Origin of the sequence: Actinocorallia sp. A-T 12471 (assembly GCF_033875155.1) — a bacterium.
Lineage (GTDB): Bacteria > Actinomycetota > Actinomycetes > Streptosporangiales > Streptosporangiaceae > Actinocorallia.
Genome location: NZ_JAWZTE010000004.1, coordinates 262,195 through 281,152, shown reverse-complemented (window position 1 = coordinate 281,152; position 18,958 = coordinate 262,195). Strand labels below are relative to the sequence as shown.

The window sequence follows — 18,958 nt, the reverse complement described above, 5'->3', positions numbered from 1 at the left end:
GGCTCACGCCTCCTTCCGGAAGGCGAGGACGCTGCCTTCGGCGTCACCGGAGACGTAGAGGGTGCCGTCGTGTCCTGCGGCGATCCCGGCGAACAGGCCCTGCGGGCCGGTGAAGGGCGGCAGGCCGTGCAGCGGCTTGGGGTCGACGCCGATCGGCGCGCCCACCGGGAGGTCGCGGGCGATGACGTGGCGGACCTTGCCGTCGAGGTCGATCTCCAGGAGGGTCTTCGCGCCGACGTCAACGACGACGAGGCGGCCGCCTCTGACGAGGATGCCCTGCGGGGTCTCCAGGCCGTCGGCGACGGTGTCGACGCCCTTGGCGGTGATCGAGACGACGCGTCCCGCGCCCGCCTCGGAGACCAGGAGGACGCCGTCCTGGGTGAACGCGACGCCCGTGGGCCGGTCGAGCCCTGAGGCGAGGGTCTCCACGACGCCGTTGCGGACGGAGACGACGCGTCCGGTGCCGAGCTCGGCGGCGACCACCGCGCCGTCGGGGGCGAGGGCGACGCCGTAGAGCTGGTCGAACGGCGCGGACTCCCCGGCGAGGATGTCGTGCTCGCCTTCGGCGGGCCGCCAGCGCGCTATCTGGCCGTTGGAGGTGGTGACGACGAACGCGCCGTCACCGTCGGCCGTGACGCCTCGGATGTAGCCGGGCCATCCCGGGCTGAACAGCATGCCGAGGGTGCGCAGGCCCTCGGACGTGCGGGCGTAGAAGTAGGTGCCGTCCGAGACGTACAGGGTGCCGTCGGGGCCGACGGTGAGGTCGAGCGGCCAGGTGAGGCCGCCGGGCAGCACCTGACGTGTCGCGCCGCCGCTCAAGACCTCGGTGATCTGGCCGGTGAAGCCGGACACGAACAGGCGGCCGTTCACAAAGGTGAGGTTGTCAAGGCCGGGGGCGATGGTCGCGAGGACAGTGCGGTCGCCGCTGCGCGGGTCGATCCGGAGCACCTCGCCGGTCGCGACCTGGGTGGAGACGATGAAGCCGTCGGCGTCGAACTTGACCGCGTCGGGGACGCCGAGGTCGCCGACGACGCGTTCGGGCGCGCCGCCGTCGGGGTCGATCCGCCAGATGTCGTTCGTGCCCAGCACCGGGTAGTACAGCTTGCCGTCCGGGCCGACCTCGAGGGCGTTCGGCATCGGCAGGTTCTCCACGAGGACCTTGGGCGCGCCCCCGGCGAGGTCGAGTTCAAGGAGGCGGCCGCCGATGCGGCACTCGTCTATGAACAGCCTGCCGTTGTGGAAGGTGATGCCGTTCGCGCCAGGCACGTCGTCGCGCAGGACGCGGACGCCGCCGTCGGGGGAGCGCACGCTGACCCGGCCGTCGTAGTACTCGGTGGCGTACAGGTCGCCCGCGGCGTCGAAGGCGAGGTCGTCGGGGGCGACGATCTGCGAGCCCTGGGCGCTGACCGTGTGCAGCTCGCCGGTGTCGACGTCGAGCGCGCTGATCTGGCTTCCGGCGACCTGCGCGACGTAGACGCGGCCGTCGGGGCCGGTGCGCAGGCCGTTCGCGCCGAACAGCCGGCTCGGCGGGGTGATCCGCGCAAGGGTCCAGCCCTCCGCCGACGTGGTCGAGGCGGGGCCGGTGTAACGCGCGCTGTGCTGTGACATGCGAACTCGCTCCCAGGGGGCATTCGAGCAAATGCGGGGTGGCGGCTGGGGAAAATGTGATGAGAGGTTTCTTATCTCAATTGAGAATGATGCTCTCACCGTGGCGAACGTAACACCGGTCGGAGAGGTCGGGCAATAGGGGGATTTCTGGCTGTGGTCACGCGCGCGGGGCGGTGTGTTCGGTGGTCGTGCGGTCGGCCCGACGGGCCGTCGCGGGGAGTCGGCGACCGCCGTACCGAACCCCTTGCTATCACAATCCTTATAAGGATTCAACAGATAGATTCCGGGTCGGGTGTGCGCTCAGGGATGCTGCTCGGTCGCTCGATACGCGATGAAATACCAGGTCAGAGACGGTTCTCTGCTGAGCTTCGGTGCGGGGATGGGCGGTCGGGGTGTCGGCGACGGATCTGGGTCGGGTTCCGTTCCGGACGCGGCGCGGGCGCTCCCGGGGCGTGCGGATCAGCCCGGTGTCGGCGTCGGCGGCCGGGCGGCCGAGGGGTCGGCGCGCGACGGGTTGACGCCCGGACCATGCCGTGTTTGAATCCCGAAACGCACGAGAATTATGTTCTCGATAATGAGATCAAAATAATTCAGGACGCGTCGAGCGTAAGTGTCGACAGGTCGGAGAAGCGGGCCGTCGTGCGCTCCTCCCCAAAGCCGGATAGGTAGGAAACCCCATGTTCTCCGCGGTTCTGATCGAGAAGGACGAGGCGGGCCGCAGGGTCGGCGTCGCCGCCCTTGACGACGGCCTCCTGCCCGACGGCGACGTCACCGTCGAGGTCGAGTACTCCACGCTCAACTACAAGGACGCCCTCGCCATCACCGGCGCGTCCCCCGTCGTCCGGAAGTTCCCGATGGTCCCCGGCATCGACCTCGCCGGCACCGTCAGCGCAAGCTCCCACCCCGGCCACAAGCCGGGCGACCGGGTGCTGCTCAACGGCTGGGGCGTCGGCGAGACCCACTGGGGAGGGCTCGCCCAGCGCGCCCGCGTGAACGGCGACTGGCTGATCCCGCTGCCCGAGGCGTTCACCGCGCGGCAGGCCATGGCGATCGGCACGGCCGGCTACACCGCGAGCCTGTGCGTCGACGCGCTGCTCGCCCACGGGACCCGTCCCGACCAGGGCGAGGTGCTGGTGACCGGCGCGGGCGGCGGCGTCGGCGGCGTCGCGATCGCGCTGCTGGCCAAGGCGGGCTTTGACGTCGCGGCCTCCACCGGCCGGCGCGCCGAGGCCGCCTACCTGCACGGCCTCGGCGCGACGACCGTGCTCGACCGCGCCGCGCTCACCGAGCCTGGCAAACCCCTCCAGAAGGAACGCTGGGCCGCCGTCATCGACTCCGTCGGCAGCCACACCCTCGCCAACGCCTGCGCACAGACCCGCTACGGCGGCGCGGTCGCCGCCTGCGGCCTCGCCCAGGGCATGGACTTCCCCGCGAGCGTCGCCCCCTTCATCCTGCGCGGCGTCAGCCTGCTCGGCGTCGACAGCGTCATGGCGCCCAGGGAACGCAGGCTCGCCGCCTACGACAGGCTGTCCCGCGACCTCGACCCCGCCGCGCTCGACGCGATCGCCCAGGAGATCACGCTCGCCGACGCGATCGAGGCGTCGTCCCGGCTGCTCGACGGCAAGATCCGCGGCCGCGTCATCGTCAACGTCAACCGGTGAGGAGGACCGACATGACAGACCGCATGACAGACACCCCCGTGACGCTCGACCTGTCCGACGTCGATCACCGTGTCGGCCGTCCCGTCGGCGGCGGTCAGCTGTGGGAGCCGTGCAGCGCGTCCGACGTCCGCCGCTGGGTGATGGCGATGGACTACCCGAACCCGCTGCACTGGGACACCGAGTTCGCCCGTGAGTCGCGGTTCGGCGGGATCGTCGCGCCGCAGTCGATCGCCGTCGGGCTCGACTACGGGCACGGCGCGCAGCCCGCATGCGTCGGCCACATCCCCGGCAGCCACCTGATCTTCGGCGGCGAGGAGTGGTGGTTCTACGGCCCGCGCGTCAGGCCAGGCGACCAGCTGTTTCAGGACCGCCGCTTCCACGACTACAAGGTGGTGGAGACGAAGTTCGCGGGCCCGACCATGTTCTCGCGCGGCGACACGGTGCACACCAACCAGCACGGCGCGGTCGTCGCCAGGGAACGCTCGACCGCCATCCGCTACCTGTTCGCCGAGGCCAAGAAGCGCGGCATGTACGACGACAGGATCACCGAGATCAAGCGCTGGACCGAGGCCGAGCTTGACGAGGTCGCCGAGCTCAGGCACGCGTGGATCATGTCCAACCGGCTCGGCGTCTCCCCGCGCTTCGAGGAGGTCAAGGTCGGCGACACACTCCCGCGCCGCGTCATCGGCCCGCACAGCATCGCCAGCTTCACCACCGAGTACCGGGCCTTCCTGTTCAACATCTGGGGCACCTTCCACTGGACGGCCCCGCCCGGGATCGCCGACCCGTGGATCAACCAGGACCCCGGCTGGGGCCCCGGCTTCGGCTTCGACGAGGAGGGCGCGAAGATCGACCCGCGCAAACGCGACGGCCTGTACGTCGGCCCGTCACGCGGCCACATCGACGCGGACAAGGCAGGGGACGTGGGCATGGCCCGCGCCTACGGCTACGGCGCGACCATGGGCGCCTGGTGCACCGACTACCTCGCCTACTGGGCGGGACACGACGGCATGGTCAGGCACTCCAAGGCCGACTTCCGCGCGCCTGCTTTCGAGGGCGACGTGACGTACTTCGACGCCGAGGTCGTCGGCAAGGACCCCGCGTCGGCCTGGGGCGTCCCGCTCGTTCAGGTGAAGCTCCGCCTCACCGACCAGAACGGCGCGGTCCTCGTGGACTGCACCGCAGAGGTCGAACTGCCCCGCTGACCCCCACCCCCCAAGGAGCAGGCGCGCGATGACCCCCGCACTCTCAATTTCCGCAGGCCCGCCGCTGGACGCAGAACCCGGCCTCGGCGCACTCACCCTCCCCGGGTTCCTCCGGGAGGTCACCTCCGCATACCCCGCGCGGGAGGCGCTGGTCTTCCATGACGACCTCAGCGGCGAGGTCGTCCGCTGGAGCTACGCCGACCTGTGGGAGCGCGCGGTGGAGGTCGCCCGCGCGCTGCGCGGCTCGGGCCTCGGGCAGGGCGCGCGGGTCGGCGTCCTGATGACGAACCGGCCGGAATGGCTCGCCGCGGTCTTCGGCACCGCGCTGGCCGGGGGCGTCGCGGTCACGCTCAGCACGTTCTCGACCCCGTCGGAGCTCGACCACCTGCTCAAGGTCTCCGGCGTGTCGTTCCTGCTGTTCGAGCGGCGGGTGCAGAAGACCGACTTCGCGGCGGTACTCACCGAGCTCGAACCGGGGATCGCCGGGGGCGGCGAACTGCGTTCCACGCGGTTCCCGTTCCTGCGGCGTCTCGCGGTCGTCGGCGACGCGGCCCCCGGCGTCGAGACCTGGGCGGAGTTCCTCGCCCGAGGCGGCGACGTGCCCAGCGCGCTTGTGGACGCGACAGCCGAGTCGGTGAAGCCGAGCGACACGGCGGTGGTGTTCTTCTCCTCCGGCACCACGAGCAAGCCGAAGGGCGTGCTGAGCGCGCACCGCGGCGTGACAGTCCAGATGTGGCGGTTCCGGCGGATGTTCGGGTTCGGGCCGCAGGACACGGTCCGCTGCTGGACGGCGAACGGGTTCTTCTGGTCGGGCAACTTCGGGCAGGCGCTCGGCGCGACCCTCGCGGCGGGCGGCAGCCTCGTGCTGCAACGCGTCTTCGACGCCGACGCGGCCCTCGCGCTCATGGCGCGTGAGCGTGTGACGTTCCCCGTCGCGTGGCCGCACCAGTGGGCGCACCTGGCGAGCGCGCGGGGCTGGGACGACACCGACCTGAGCGCGCTGGTGTTCGTGGACAGGGCGACCCCGGCCGCCCGGCACAGGACCGTCACCGCCGACTGGTCGGAGCCGGGCCGCGCCTACGGCAACACCGAGACGTTCACCATCTCGACCTGCTACCCGGCCAACACGCCCGACGAGGTGCACGGCGGCAGCAGCGGCCTGCCCCTGCCGGGCGTCACCGTCAAGATCGTGGACCCGCTGACCGGCGCGGTCGTGCCGCGCGGCGAGCACGGCGAGATCTGCGTGAAGGGCCCGACCCTCATGCTCGGCTACCTCGGCACACCTCTGGACGAGACCCTCGACGCCGACGGCTTCTTCCCGACCGGCGACGGCGGCCGTCTCGACGCCGAGGGCCGCCTGTTCTGGGAGGGCCGTCTCACCGACCTCATCAAGACCGGCGGCGCGAACGTCTCACCGCTCGAGGTGGACGAGGCACTCGCCGCGCACCCGTCGGTGAAGGTCGCCAAGACCGTCGGCGTCCCGCACGACACGCTCGGCGAGGTCGTCGTCGCGTGCGTCGTGCCGCAGGGCCCGGAACCCGACACCGACGAGCTGCGCGCCCACCTGCGGACCCGGCTGGCGGCCTACAAGGTGCCGCGCCACATCCTCTACTTCACCGAGGACGATCTCACCCTCACCGGCAGCAACAAGATCAAGTCTTCCGACCTGCGCGCCCTCGCCGCCGCACGCCTCGGCTGACGCGCTCGCGGGTGAGGACCGCGCGGGCCGGGAACGGTCAGACCCATGGGAACCACCGCGCTTCTGGTCATCGACATGTTCAACCCGTACCGGCACGAGGACGCCGAGGTGCTGCAGGGGAGCGTCGCGGGAATTGTCGAACCCCTGGCCGGGCTGCTGGGCAGGGCGCGGGAGTCCGACGACGCGTTCATCGTCTACGTCAACGACAACCTCGGCGACTTCACCGCGTCCCGGGACGAACTCGTCGAACGGGCACTGAAGGGGGAGCGTCCCGACCTTGTGGAACCCCTCGTGCCCGGGCAGGACTGCGACTTCCTCACCAAGATCAGGCACAGCGCGTTCTACGGGACGCCGCTCGAGTACCTGCTGGGCCGCAAGGAGGTGGACGAGGTCCTGCTGACCGGCCAGGTCACCGAACAGTGCGTCCTCTACACCGCCCTCGACGCCTACATCCGGCACCTGTCGGTGTCCGTCGTCACCGACGCGGTCGCCGCGATCGACCCGGAACTCGGCGAAGCCGCGCTGCGGATGATGCGGCGGAACATGCGGGCCGAGCTCGTCACGGCTCAGGATTGCTTCGGCTGAGCGCGGCGAGCTTGCGGCGCAGCACGACGCGTTCGCTCTCCGCGCCGCACAGCTTCAGCGCGTGCTCGAACTCGGTGGCCGCCTCCTCGGGACGGCCGAGCCTGACGAACAGCTCGCCGCGCACCGAAGGCAGCAGATGCGAGTGCGGGAGCGCGCCGGCCGCGGCGAGGGCGTCGACCAGGGGAAGCGCGGCCTCGGGCCCCTGCGCCATCGAGACCGCGACGGCCTTGTTCAGCGCCACGACCGGCGACGGCGCGAGCCCGCCCAGCGCCTCGTACAGGGACACGATCCGCGCCCAGTCGGTCTCGGCGACCGACGGCGCGACGGCGTGGCACTCGGCGATCGCCGCCTGGAGCCCGTAAGCGCCGAGGCCACGGCCCGCCGCGAGCGCGCGGGCGAGCGCGGCCCGGCCACGGCCGATCGCCGACCTGTCCCAGCGGCCCCTGTCCTGGTCCTCAAGAAGCACCGGAGCGCCGTCCTGGCCCGTGCGCGCGGGGAAGCGCGCGGCGGTCAGCTCAAGCAGCGCGACGAGGCCGTGCGCCTCCGGCTCGTCCGGGACGAGCCTGGCCAGCACCCGGGCGAGCCGCTGCGCCTCGCCCGCGAGATCGAACCTGATCACCGCGCGCCCTGACGAGGCCGACGCGCCCTCGGTGAAGATCACGTAGATGACGTTCAGCACCGAGCCGAGCCGGACGGCCCGCTCGTCGGCCGTCGGCACCTCGAACGGGACGCCCGCCGAGCCCAGCGCCTTCTTCGCCCGGGTGATCCGCGCCTGCACGGTCGCGGCGGGCACGAGGAACGCCTGGGCGATCTCGTCGCTGGTGAGGCCGCCGACGACGCGCAGCGTGAGCGCCACCCGCGACTCGCGCGACAGCACGGGATGGCAGGCGACGAACATCAGCGCGAGGACGTCGTCGTCTATGCGGTCTGGGTCCCAAAGGACCTCCTCGGCGGCCCGCGCCGGGTCGGCGGGCGCGCCCCCGGCGACCGCGCCGCCCTCGCCGAGGTCACGGGCGAGGGCGGCGTATCTGTCGTCAAGGGCGGCGCGCCTGCGGAACCCGTCGATCGCGCGGCGGCGGCCGACGGTGAGCAGCCACCCGGCCGGGCTGCGCGGCACCCCGTCGCGCGGCCAGCTCACCAGCGCCTCGGCAAGGGCCTCCTGGGCGAGGTCCTCGGCGAGCGACAGGTCGCCGGTGTAGCGGGCGAGCGCGCCGACGATCCGCGCCGACTCGATCCGCCACACCGCGGCGACGGCCTCACGGGCGGTGCTCATGGGCCCTCAGCATCGGCCGGTCAGAGCTGGCCGGTCTGCTCGCGCCACGCGCGCTCCTTCTGGATCCAGATGTTGTCCTGCGGGAACTCGTCGATGCCGGTGACCCTGCGGATCTCGGTCTTGAACCCCGGGCCGGACATCGGCGAGCGCTTCGCCCACTCCACGGCCTCCTCCTTGGAGGCGACGTTGAGGATGTAGAACCCGCCGAACAGCTCCTTGGTCTCCCCGTACGGCCCGTCGGTGACGATCGGCGGCTCGGCGGAGTAGTCGACGACGACGCCCTCGGCCGCGTCGTCGAGCCCCTCGGCCGCCAGCAGCACCCCCGCCCTGATCATCTCGTCGTTGTACCTGCCCATCGTCTCCAGCATCTCGCCGAAGTCGACCTCGCCCATCTTCGCGAACGCTTCGTCGGTCGCGCGCATGATCAGCATGTACTTCATGGCTTCGTCTCCTCTTGTGTCCGGGCCCCTTCCGGACCCTTCCACCCTAGGTCGAACGGCACCCGCGGCGGATCGACACGGCTCCCGAACTTTTTCGCGGGACTTTTTCCGCGCCTCCCGCCCCACCCGTCTCCCGGCGGCGCGGGGGACAATGGCGGTATGCGTGCTCGGCCGATCTCCCCGGACCGCCTCGTGGCCGAGCTGTGCGCGCGGATCACCGCGTTCCCCCGCGACCACAGGGTGCGTGTCGCGTTCGACGGCGCCGACGCCGCACGCCCCGGGGACCTCGCGGACGCCCTCGTGGCGCCGCTGCGCGCGTCAGGACGCGCGGCCGCCCGGGTCTCGGCCCGTGACTTCCTGCGCCCGGCGTCCCTGCGCCTCGAGATGGGCCGCGAGGACCCGGACGCCTTCTACGACGACTGGCTCGACGCGCGCGCCCTCGACCGCGAGGTCCTCGGGCCGCTGGAGCCGGGCGGGACCGGCAAGATCCTCCCCAGCCTGTGGGACGCCGACCGGGACCGCGCCACCCGCGCCCCCTACCTCGACCTTCCCGAAGGCGGCGTGCTGCTCCTCGACGGCCCGCTGCTCCTGGGCCGCTGGCTGCCCTTCGACCTGACCGTCCATCTGAGCCTGTCGCGGGCGGCCCTTGCCCGTCGGACCCCGCCCGAGGCGGCCTGGACGCTCCCGGCGTTCGACCGGTACCGGGCGGAGGTCGATCCCGTGGCCGTCGCCGACGTCGCCGTCACCGCCGACGACCCGCGCCACCCCGCCCTGGTCGTCGCGGCGGACTGACGGCTCAGGACGGCAGGTCGGGGACCAGGAGGCCGGTGGAGTCGAGCAGTGCCCGGTCGCCGAGCGGGGCCTTCAGGGGGACGTCGACGTAGGCGGTGGGGGAGGAGCCCTCGGCCGGGGGCGCGGCGTCCTTGGGGAAGCAGAGGGTGACGGTCACGGTGACGTCGTCGCTCTTCTCGGCTGCCTTGACCCGGCAGGACTCGGTGTTCTCGGTCGGCAGCGCCACCCAGACCCGGACGCCCACGCCGTCCGGCTGGACTTCGTAGTCGAGGATCTCGGCGGGGATCTTGCGCAGGTTCGCGGCGGACTTCGCGGCGGGCAGCGCGCGGGTGCGGTCCAACGCGTTGGCGGGGGCCGCGGAGGACGTCGCCTTCGGCTTCTTCGGCGCGGCCTTGTCCTCGGCGTCGCCGCCGGAGCAGCCGGTGAGGAGCAGGACGGGCAGGGCCGCCGCGACCACGAGGTGCAGCGGACGGGTGGGAAGAGCCGAGAAAGCCACGGGGACGTAGAACTCCGGTCAGTGCGGGAACGCCGCCGACGCCCGACGGCCCATGAAGTCTAGATGATCTCGCCCGCCCACCCGGGCCGATCGCCGTAGGCAGGGCTCTTCTCCGGGCCGTGGAGAAGAGCCCTGCCCGGTCAGGCGAGGGTGGCGAGGACCGCGCGGAGGTGGCTCGCGCTGTCGGTGACGAACGCGAGGCGTTCCTCCACCGGCACGGGCTCGGACAGCCGCGCGTACCCCGGCCGGAGGCCCGCCGCCGCGTCGCGGCCGTAGGCGTCGGCCAGCCTGACGAGTTCGGCGAGGTCCCGGGTGGTCAGGTCGGGGTGTCCGTCGTGCCAGACCGGGTCGTAGATCGACAGCGGCAGCGGGAAGCGCCTGCCCATGACCCCCTCGATCGACAGCGTGAGCCGTGGCGCGTGCGCCACCAGCGGACGCAGCAGCGCCGCCCAGTCGATGACGCCCTGCCCGCACGGCAGGAGGAACCTGCGGATGCCGTCGGGCGTGAGCAAAAGGGCCGCGTCGCGAACGTGCGTCTGGCGGACGTATGGCGCGACGCGGTGCGCGGCCGCGACCGGGTCCTCGCAGCGCAGCAGCACGTTGGCGGTGTCGAAGGTGATGCCGAACGCGTCGGGTCCCGCGTCCTCGATCAGGCGGACGAGCTCGAACGTGGTGATCTCCTCGTGCGTCTCGAGGTTGAGGTGGACGCCGAGGTCGCGCAGCAGCGGCCCGAGCCGTGCGAGGACCTTCGCGGTCGCCTCGAGCTGTTCGCTCCAGGTGACGTCGGTGCGGAACCTGTCGCAGCCGAGCCTGCCGGGCAGCGCGAACTTGTAGTTCGCGGTCGCCGACCACAGCTCCCGCACGCCCGCCTGAGCGCACGCGACGATCAGCTTCTCCAGCCCGCGCAGGTAGTCGCCGTCTCCTAGTTCCCGCACCTCGGGGGCCTCCGGCGCGGCGAACGGGTTGACCTTCGCCGTCCCGACCTCGACGTACATGCCGAGCTCGTCGGCGAGCGCGACGACCGCGCGCAGCTCCCCGGGATCGAGCGTCGGGCTCAGCTCGAGCGCCGACCGGAAGAACACCCCCTCAAGCCCGGCTTTGTGCGCCTCACGGAGCGTCCAGGCAGCGCCTTGCTCGGGCGCGCCGGGGAACTTGCTGCTGTCCGTCCCCACCGGGACGGCCGCGCCCTCACGCATCCGTGCCGCCGGACAGGTCGACGAGCCCGCGCCGGAACACGTTCCCGGGGTCGTACTCGCGCTTGATCCGCACGAGCCGCTCGTACTTCTCGCCGTAGATGTCGCGCGCCTCCATCGCGCTGACGATCTCGCTGGTGAAGTTCACGTACGACCCGGCCTTGTACGGGTCCATCGCCGCGTCGAAGTCGCGCGTCCACTCGATCAGCTCGGGCCCCTCGGACGGGAACACCCACTCCGCGCCCGCGCTCGACATGAACCGCGCCTCGACCCTGTCGCCCACGGCTGTCGCCCACGGGTCGACGCGCGCGGCCTGGCCGCCGCGCGGGAACATCTGGAACGGGCAGGCGAAGTGCGGCGCGATGGTCGACCCCGCCTGGAGCGGCCGCCCCGGATACCGGTCCGACCAGTGCAGCACCGTGTCGATGGCCTCGTCGGGCAGGTCGCGCAGGTTGCCGTTGCGCCAGTACCGACGGATTCCGTACCGGAAGTCATCGTCGCAAGCGCGCTGGAGTTCGACGTGGGGGACCGTGTAGGAGGTGTCCCACACGGCCTTGGCCTGCGCGAACATCGGGTCGGTGACGGCGGGGTCGTCCTCGCCCCACTGGATGGTCGCGACGCTGACGATCTGGGTCCCCCGGTGCTCGGTCGGCACGACGGTCCAGTACTCGGGGACCTCGACGGTCCTGGCGTAGGTGACGACGGTGTCGGGCGCGTCGTAGGACCAGTCGCGGAAGAACCGCAGCACGTCGCGCCGGTCGTCGGTGGCGAAGAACGCCTGCCTGACGTGCGCGAGCTTGGTGAACGGGACATACCGATACGTGAAGGACACCGCCACGCCGAAGTTGTGGCCCGCGCCGCGCAGCGCCCAGAACAGGTCGGGGTGCTCGGTGTCGGACGCGGTGATGATCCGCCCGTCGGCGAGCACGAGTTCGACCGACAGCAGATGGTCGACGGTCAGCCCGTACATGCGCGACAGGTAGCCGTTGCCGCCGCCGAGCGTGAGGCCCGCGACCCCGGTGTGCGAGACGGTCCCGGCCGGGACGACGACGCCCTCGTCCGCGCACGCCCGGTCGAGGTTGCCAAGGCGGCAGCCCGCGCCGACCCGCACGGTCCCGGCAGCCCGGTCGAACACGACATCACGCATGCCCCCGGTGTCGAGCATGACCGCGCCGTCGGCGACCGAGCTTCCGGCGAGGTTGTGGCCGCCGCCGCGCACCGTGACGTCGAGCCCCTGGTCCAGGCACCAGGTCAGCGCACGCGACACGTCGGCGGCGTCGCGGCAGGAGACGATCGCGGCGGGTTCCCGTTCGATGTCGGCGTTCCAGACGTGTTTGGCGAGGTCGTAGCCGTGGTCGCCGGGCAGGATGACGGGGCAGTCCATGACGGCGCGGAGCCTGGCGGCGGGGGCGGTCGTGGAGACGCTCACAGGGGGTCCTTTCAGGAGGTGGAGTACTGGCCGGGGGTGAAGCCGCCGAGGCTTGCGGCGTCCTCCGGCTGGGGGAGGCCGAGCACGTCGCGCAGGTGGCGGGCGCTCAGCGCGGTGAAGGCGTCGCGGGTGTAGGGGCTGCCGTCGCGCCAGGCGTCACGGCCGGGCGCGGTGCCCGCCGCGACGCGGGCGGCGTAGGCGGCTACCTGGCTGTCGAGTTCGGCGAGTTCCGCCGCGACGAGGTCGGGATGGCCCTCCCGCCAGGCGGGCAGGGCGCTGTGCACCGTCATGTCACGTTGGCCGCTTCCCGCCGGCTCGATGGTCAGCCGTTCGACGCCGTCGAGCACGCCGAGCAGCGCGGCCCAGTCGATGACGCCGACGCCGCACGGCACGAGGTAGCGGCTAAGGCCGTCGGGGCAGTGGAACAGCGCGACGTCACGCAGATGTGTGGCGCGCGTGTAGGGCGCGACGCGCCGGGCGGCGGCCAGGGGGTCCTCGCCGTGGACGTACACGTTCGCGGAGTCGAACGTGACGCCGAGGACGTCCGGCCCGACGCTCTCGACGAGCCTGACCACCTCCCACGAGGTGATCTCCTCATGCGTCTCCAGCGCGAGCCGTACCCCGTTGGCGCGCAGGCACGGCGCGAGCGCGCGCAGGAACCGTTCGGTGGCGGCGAGCTGGTCGGGCCAGGGGGCCTCGCCCCGGTACCGGTCGGTGGCGTGCAGGCCGGGCAGGTGGGCCTTGTAGTTGCCGGTCGCGGTCCACAGGTCGCGGCAGCCGATCGCGGCGGCCGCCTCGATCATCGCCTCCATCCCGGCGAGGTAGCTGCCGCCGCCGATCTCCCGCACCTCGGGCAGCTCGGCGATCATGTACGGGTTGACCTTGCCGACGCCTAGATCGAGGTAGAGCCCGAGGGCGTCGGCGCGCTCCCGCAGCTCGCGCAGGTATCCGGCGTCGAGGCCGGGGGACAGCTCGGCGAGCGTGCGGAACAGGACGCCGTCGAGGCCGGCCGCGTGGACCTCGTCAAGGATCTCCAGCGGCGGCAGCGACACCGCGCCCTTCACGGGCCGCAGCGGCGACGGGAGTTTGACGTCGAGGCCGATCCGGGTCATCGGCCCTCCCTGATCCTGCGGCGGCGCTCGCGGTCGGCGGCCGGATCGGGGATCGGCACGGCCGCGAGGAGTTCGCGCGTGTAGGGGTGGCGCGGGTCGCCGTAGATCTGCTCCCGGTCGCCCTCCTCGACCACGCGGCCGTCCTTGAGGACCGCGATGTGGTCGCAGAGCTGCCTGACCACCGCGAGGTCGTGCGCGACGAACAGGATCGTCAGCCCGAGGTCGCGGCGCATGCCGCGCAGCAGGTTGACGACCTGGGCCTGCACCGACACGTCGAGCGCCGAGACGGGCTCGTCGCACACGAGCACCTCGGGCCGGGACACCAGCGCGCGCGCTATCGCGATGCGCTGGCGCTGCCCGCCGGAGAACCGCGCGGGACGGCGCGGCAGCGCCGACCCGGTGAGCCCGACCCGTTCCAGCGCCTCGACCACCCTGTCGCGCCGTTCGGCCCGTGCCGTCTTCGGCTCGTGGACGCGCAGCGGCTCGGCGACGATCTCCTCGACCGTCATCCGGGGGTTGAGGCTGGCGTACGGGTTCTGGAAGACCATCTGGACCTCGCGCCGGAACCTGCGCCGTTCCGTGCGATCGGCCCGGACGGCGTCGAACCCGGCGTACCGGACGGTCCCGGCATCGGGCGTCTCAAGCCCGACGAGGCAGCGCAGAATGGTCGACTTGCCCGACCCCGACTCGCCGACGAGGCCGAGCGACGCGCCCCGGGGGAGCGTCAGGGTGACGTCGTCCACCGCCTTGACGGTTCCGAACGCCTTGCTGAGCGCGTCGATCTCCAGGAGCGCGTTCACGCGACCTCCCCTTGCGCGCCCGTCACGTGGCAGGCGACCGAGCGGCCGCCCGGCAGCGGCACGAGGACGGGACCGTCGGTCAGGCAGCGCTCGTCCCACCGGTCACAGCGCGGGTGGAACGCGCAGCCGCCCGGTGGATCGGCCGGATTGGGCGGGACGCCGGGAATGAGGTCGAGGTCGGCTTCGACGTCGCGGTCGACGCGCGGCACCGACCGCAGCAGGCCCTGCGCGTAGGGGTGGCGCGGCCCGGCGAAGAACGCGTCGACGCCGCAGTCCTCGACCTTGCGCCCCGCGTACATGACGGCGACGCGGTCGGTGTACCCGGCGACGACCCCGAGGTCATGGGTGATCAGCAGCACCGCCATGCCGCGTTCCGCGGCGAGTTCGTCGATGAGGTCGAGCACCGCCTGCTGGACCCGGACGTCGAGCGCGGTCGTGGGCTCGTCGGCGACGAGCACCTGCGGGTCGGCGATCAGCGCCATCGCCAGGCAGACGCGCTGCCGCATCCCGCCGGAGAACTCGTGCGGGTAGGCCCGCAGCCGCTCCGCCGCGCGCGCCACGCCGAGCCTGTCGAGCGTGTCGCGCGCCTTGGCGCTGGCCGCCGCGCGCGGCACGCCGCGCTGGGTGAGCGTCTCGATGAGCTGGTCACCGACGCTCACCACGGGGTTCAGCGTGGTCTGCGGGTCCTGCATCACCAGCGCGACGCCCGCGCCACGGACCGCGCGCAGCTCGCGTTCGCGCAGCGCCAGCAGGTCACGGCCGCCGAAGCGGACCTCGCCGCCGAGCACCGCGTGCCGATCGAGCCGCAGGAGCGCGCGGGCCGTCACCGACTTGCCCGACCCTGACTCGCCGACGAGCGCGACACGCTCACCGCGTCCGACGGTCAGGTCGAGGCCGCGCACGATCCGCACCCGCCCGCCCCGGCCCGAGGGGAAGTCGACGGTCAGGCCCCGGATGTCGAGCAGCGGAGCGGAACCGGTGTCAGCGGCTGCGGGGACGGCTTTCTGTTGGGTCTTCATCGGGCCTCCCGGCCGTCGGTGCGGGCGCGCAGCGCGTCCCCGGCGAGGGCGAACGCCAGGGCGGTGAGCGCGATGACCGCGCCGGGGACCACCGCGGTCCACCAGGCGCTGGTGAGGAAACGCGACCCCGTCTCGACCATCGCGCCCCACTCGGCGCTGGGCGGCTGTGCGCCCGCGCCGACGAACGACAGGCCGGCCATGATCAGGGTCGCGCCGCCGATCTCCAGCGTGACCTGCACGTACACGCTGTCGAGTGAGTTGGGCAGCACGTGCCGGGTCATCAGCCGCCACCGGGAGACCCCGGTGATCCGCGCGGCCTCCACGTAGGTGGCGGCCATCGTCGTGCGCATCTCGGCGCGGGCGAGCCTGGCGAAGCTCGGCCACCACGACAGCAGCATCGCGATGATCGCCGAGCGCAGGCTGGGGCCGAGCGCGACGGAGATGCCGAGCGCCATCACCATGATCGGCAGGGACAGGGCGACGTCGCAGATCCGCATCAGCGCCTCATCGAGCCAGCGCGGCGACAGCGTCGCCACCGCCGCGACCGTGACACCGATCAGCGCCGAGGCGACGACCGCGGTCAGCGAGCCGAGGATGGTGGGCCTCGCGCCGACGAGGACGCGGCTGAGCACGTCGCGGCCCGAGGCGTCGGTGCCGAACCAGTGCTCGGCCGACGGCGGCAGCAGCGCCCGGCCCAGATCGACCGAGTAGGGGTCGTGCGGCGCGAGCAGCGGCCCGAACGCCACGACGAACAGCAGCAGGCCCACCGTCGCGAACGCGGCACGGTCGAGCGGCGGATACCCGCGCAGGGAAGGCAGCCGTAGGACTGCGCGGCGGGGGAGTGCGGGGGCGGTCATGCCTTGGCTCCGATCGGCGCGGCGCCGAACCGCGCGGCGCGCACGCGCGGGTCGCTGAGCAGGTGCAGGAGGTCGACCAGCAGGTTGACCAGGGTGATCGTGACGCCGGTGAACAGCACGACGCCGAGGACCGCGAACGTGTCCTTCTGCTGGACCGCCTCGGTGAGGTACGCGCCGAGGCCGGGCCGTCCGAAGACGCCCTCGACAAGGACCGCAGCGCCGACCATCCACCCGGCCTGCATCCCGAACAGGGTCACCACGGGGCCGAGGCAGGTGCGCAGCCCGTGCTGGAACAGCACGCGCAGCGGTGCCGAGCCCTTCGCCCGTGCCATGACGACGTGGTCGGCGTCCAACGCGGTGATCATGTTGGACCGCACGAGCCGTACCGCGAACGCAACGAACGGCACCGACAGCGTCGCGGCCGGAAGGACGAGGTGCTGCACCGCGTCCCACCAGGCGTACAGGTCGCCCGCGAGGAGCGCGTCGAGCGTCGCGAGGCCGGTGACGCGCGGCACCTCGATCCCGAGCGAGCGGGTGCCGGAGATCGGCAGCAGCCCCCACCGCGCGCCGAGCACATGCTGGAGCAACAGCCCGAGCCAGAACAGCGGCAGCGCGCCCCCGGCGATCGCGCCGAGCCTGATGACGGCGTCGGCACGCCCCCGCTCGCGGGCCGCCGCGAGCACCCCGATCGGGATGCTCAGCGCGACGAGCAGCACCAGCGCGGTCGCGACGAGCTCGACCGTCGCGGGCAGCGCCGCGCCGAGGTCGGCGGTGACCGGCCGGAACGTGAAGATCGAGCTGCCGAGGTCGCCGTGCAGCAGCCTGCCGAGGTAGGCGAGGTACTGCCCGTACAGCGGACGGTCGAGGCCGAGCCGCTCGCGGACCGCCTCCACCTGCTCGGGCGTCGCGGTGATGCCCGCGGCGCTCTGCGCCTCGTCGCCGGGGATCGCCTTGATCATGAAGAACACGAGCGTGGCGAGCCCCCACACCGACAGCGCGGCGAGGCCGAGCCGGTGGAGCGCGTAGCGTGTCAGACGCCGTTCCATCGTGGTCAGCCGACCTTGTAGGTCTGCGGGACGTAGCCGACGTGCGCGGGGTGGAACTCGATGCCGGTGACGCCCTTGGGCGCGACCACCACCGTCTCGTGGTCGGCGATGTTCATGGTCGCGGCGTCGGCGTCGATGAGGGTCTGCGCCTCCTTGTAGGCGGCGCACTGCACGTCGGCGTCGCCGCTCTCGACCGCCTTGTCGAGCAGCGCGTCGACCTTCGGGTTGCGGTACTGGCCGTAGTTGGTGCCCGAGCCGACGAACTTGGAGCTGTAGGTCCGGTAGAGCAGCGAGCCGGGGTCGGGGGTCGGCGGGTTGTCCCACAGCAGGGACAGCTGCGGGGTCGTCTCGACCTTCTTCAGCGACGCGATGAAGTTCGGGTAAGTGACCGGCTTGAGTTCGAGCGTCACCCCGATCTCCTTGAGCGACGACTGGAGCGCGGTCGCGGCCTCGGCGTGCTCGGTGAACATCGACTGGTAGGCCATCGTCAGCTTCACGCCCTTGTGGCCTGACTTGTCCACGAGCGCCTTGGCGGCGGCGAGGTCCTGGCGGGCGGGCGCGATGTCGGCGCGGCAGCCCATGGTGTCGGGCAGCGGGCCCGAGGCGACGCCGCCGAATCCGCGCAGGATCGTGTCGGCGTGGCCCTGGTAGTCGTAGGACAGCCGGATCGCCTCGCGCAGGTCCTTGTCGGCGGTCGGCCCTTGCCGGGTGTTGAAGAAGACGTACAGGCCCTGCGGCTTCTTCAACCTGACGACCTGGCGGTTCGCGTCGGCCTCGAACTTGGGCACGTCGATGGGGTCGATCGCGTCGGACACGTCGATGTTGCCGCTGGCCAGCTCGTCGCGCTGGGTCGCGCTCTCGGGGATGAGCCGGTAGATCACCTTCTTGGCGATCTTCGGGTCGGCGCCCTCGACGCGGCGGTACTCGATCTGCTGGTTGGGCGCGTAGGAGGCGAGTTCGTACGGGCCGCTGCCCGCGGCGTGCGTGGCGAGCCAGGACTGGCCGAGGTCGTCGCCCTCCTGGACCGCGTCGGCGTTGAGCACGTAGATCTTGCTGAGCGCGCCGAGGAACAGCGACGAGGGCGTCTTGAGCCGGATCGTGAAGGCTGTGTCGTCGGTGATCTCGACCGTGTCGTAGGCGGCGACGGAGTCGGCGACGCCCACCCCGAGCTTCCTGACGCGGTCGAGCGTGTAGGCGACGTCGGCCGAGGTGACGGGGCTGCCGTCGTGGAACTTCGCGCCGGGCCGCAGCTTGAACGCGATCGAGCGGGCGTCGTCGGCGACGGTCCACTCGGCCGCGAGCACGCCGACGATCTCGCCTGCCGGGCTGTAGTCGACCAGCGCCTCGTACATGGGGACGACGGCCTGGTCGACCGTCGAGTTCACGGCGAGCGCGGGGTCGAGGTTGGGCAGGGTGCCGTCGACGCCGAACACGAGGGTGTCGCGGACGGCGGGGGAGTCGGTGGCCCCGCCGCCGCCGGCCGTGCACGCGGTGAGCGCGGCGGCGGCCAGCAGGGCGAGCGGGCCGAGGCGTCTGACGTCCTTGACGCGGGGGGTGTTCATGGTCGACCTCCGGGGGAGTGAGGGGCTCGCTTGAGGGTGCTTGGTATACCTTCTTCGCAATCTCAGGCCAAAGACAATGGGGTCTGTGTAAATTAAGCGATCTTTCGGTGTTTCGAAGACGTTAACTACCTGCGAGAACGTGGAAGTTGCCGAAGATCGCCTGGTTTCGCGCCCGGCGGGC

General features: G+C 72.0%; 17 protein-coding genes. 5 read left to right on the top strand and 12 right to left on the bottom strand.

The genetic code is table 11. From position 1 onward, the window contains the following. Window positions 1–3 precede the first annotated feature (3 nt). Entirely contained in the window at window positions 4–1,608 is a 1,605-nt protein-coding gene (locus tag R9X44_RS13620; RefSeq protein ID WP_319814478.1) for an SMP-30/gluconolactonase/LRE family protein, read from the bottom strand. 677 nt (window positions 1,609–2,285) lie between these two features. Between R9X44_RS13620 and R9X44_RS13615 the strand changes: the two genes are divergently transcribed. The 4 genes from R9X44_RS13615 to R9X44_RS13600 are packed head-to-tail and all read left to right on the top strand — an operon-like array spanning window position 2,286 to window position 6,758. Beyond that, on the top strand, window positions 2,286–3,269 hold the full coding sequence (locus tag R9X44_RS13615) for an MDR family oxidoreductase (RefSeq protein WP_319814477.1): 984 nt from the start codon (window positions 2,286–2,288) through the stop codon (window positions 3,267–3,269). 11 nt (window positions 3,270–3,280) lie between these two features. Further along, window positions 3,281–4,474: a MaoC family dehydratase N-terminal domain-containing protein gene (locus R9X44_RS13610; protein WP_319814476.1), complete on the top strand. Its 1,194-nt coding sequence runs from the start codon at window positions 3,281–3,283 to the stop codon at window positions 4,472–4,474. Window positions 4,475–4,502: 28 nt separating this feature from the next. Beyond that, on the top strand, window positions 4,503–6,173 hold the full coding sequence (locus R9X44_RS13605; RefSeq protein WP_319814475.1) for a class I adenylate-forming enzyme family protein: 1,671 nt from the start codon (window positions 4,503–4,505) through the stop codon (window positions 6,171–6,173). A gap of 45 nt (window positions 6,174–6,218) precedes the next feature. Next, window positions 6,219–6,758, top strand: coding sequence for an isochorismatase family cysteine hydrolase (locus R9X44_RS13600; RefSeq protein WP_319814474.1), 540 nt, complete (start codon window positions 6,219–6,221; stop codon window positions 6,756–6,758). Here R9X44_RS13600 and R9X44_RS13595 read toward each other — a convergent pair. Together R9X44_RS13595 and R9X44_RS13590 are read right to left on the bottom strand one after the other, a co-directional pair. Then, on the bottom strand, window positions 6,733–8,031 hold the full coding sequence (locus tag R9X44_RS13595) for an RNA polymerase sigma factor (RefSeq protein ID WP_319814473.1): 1,299 nt from the start codon (window positions 8,029–8,031) through the stop codon (window positions 6,733–6,735). The two genes, R9X44_RS13600 and R9X44_RS13595, sit on opposite strands and share 26 nt — an antisense overlap. A gap of 20 nt (window positions 8,032–8,051) precedes the next feature. Further along, entirely contained in the window at window positions 8,052–8,471 is a 420-nt protein-coding gene (locus R9X44_RS13590) for a YciI family protein (protein WP_319814472.1), read from the bottom strand. A gap of 159 nt (window positions 8,472–8,630) precedes the next feature. Here R9X44_RS13590 and R9X44_RS13585 point away from each other — a divergent pair, with 159 nt between their 5' ends. Then, window positions 8,631–9,263 (top strand): uridine kinase, encoded by a 633-nt coding sequence (locus tag R9X44_RS13585; RefSeq protein WP_319814471.1) that lies wholly within the window; start codon window positions 8,631–8,633, stop codon window positions 9,261–9,263. Between the two features lie 4 nt (window positions 9,264–9,267). On the opposite strand, the gene R9X44_RS13580 is transcribed toward R9X44_RS13585, so the two are convergent. The 9 genes from R9X44_RS13580 to R9X44_RS13540 all read right to left on the bottom strand — a co-directional run bounded on the left by R9X44_RS13580 (window position 9,268) and on the right by R9X44_RS13540 (window position 18,777). Then, window positions 9,268–9,759 carry a hypothetical protein gene (locus tag R9X44_RS13580; protein WP_319814470.1) on the bottom strand — a complete coding sequence of 164 codons (492 nt, stop codon included), beginning with the start codon at window positions 9,757–9,759 and terminating at the stop codon, window positions 9,268–9,270. 140 nt (window positions 9,760–9,899) lie between these two features. Continuing rightward, window positions 9,900–10,955, bottom strand: coding sequence for a sugar phosphate isomerase/epimerase family protein (locus R9X44_RS13575; protein ID WP_319814469.1), 1,056 nt, complete (start codon window positions 10,953–10,955; stop codon window positions 9,900–9,902). Continuing rightward, on the bottom strand, window positions 10,948–12,381 hold the full coding sequence (locus R9X44_RS13570; protein WP_319814468.1) for an FAD-binding oxidoreductase: 1,434 nt from the start codon (window positions 12,379–12,381) through the stop codon (window positions 10,948–10,950). Before R9X44_RS13570 ends, R9X44_RS13575 begins: the two co-directional genes overlap by 8 nt. 11 nt (window positions 12,382–12,392) lie before the next feature. Further along, window positions 12,393–13,493: a sugar phosphate isomerase/epimerase family protein gene (locus R9X44_RS13565; RefSeq protein ID WP_319814467.1), complete on the bottom strand. Its 1,101-nt coding sequence runs from the start codon at window positions 13,491–13,493 to the stop codon at window positions 12,393–12,395. After that, complete coding sequence (locus tag R9X44_RS13560; protein WP_319814466.1) at window positions 13,490–14,293, bottom strand: ATP-binding cassette domain-containing protein; 804 nt, start codon at window positions 14,291–14,293, stop codon at window positions 13,490–13,492. The genes R9X44_RS13565 and R9X44_RS13560 overlap by 4 nt, the downstream gene beginning before the upstream one ends. Continuing rightward, the gene (locus R9X44_RS13555) at window positions 14,290–15,312 is read right to left on the bottom strand and encodes an ABC transporter ATP-binding protein (RefSeq protein ID WP_319814465.1); all 1,023 of its coding nucleotides are present in this window, start codon (window positions 15,310–15,312) and stop codon (window positions 14,290–14,292) included. The genes R9X44_RS13560 and R9X44_RS13555 overlap by 4 nt, the downstream gene beginning before the upstream one ends. Beyond that, window positions 15,309–16,169, bottom strand: a complete 861-nt coding sequence (locus tag R9X44_RS13550) for an ABC transporter permease (protein ID WP_319814464.1) — start codon at window positions 16,167–16,169, stop codon at window positions 15,309–15,311. The genes R9X44_RS13555 and R9X44_RS13550 overlap by 4 nt, the downstream gene beginning before the upstream one ends. Next, window positions 16,166–17,215: an ABC transporter permease gene (locus R9X44_RS13545; RefSeq protein WP_319814463.1), complete on the bottom strand. Its 1,050-nt coding sequence runs from the start codon at window positions 17,213–17,215 to the stop codon at window positions 16,166–16,168. Before R9X44_RS13545 ends, R9X44_RS13550 begins: the two co-directional genes overlap by 4 nt. Before the next feature lie 5 nt (window positions 17,216–17,220). After that, the gene (locus R9X44_RS13540; RefSeq protein ID WP_319814462.1) at window positions 17,221–18,777 is read right to left on the bottom strand and encodes an ABC transporter substrate-binding protein; all 1,557 of its coding nucleotides are present in this window, start codon (window positions 18,775–18,777) and stop codon (window positions 17,221–17,223) included. Between the last annotated feature and the right edge of the window lie 181 nt (window positions 18,778–18,958).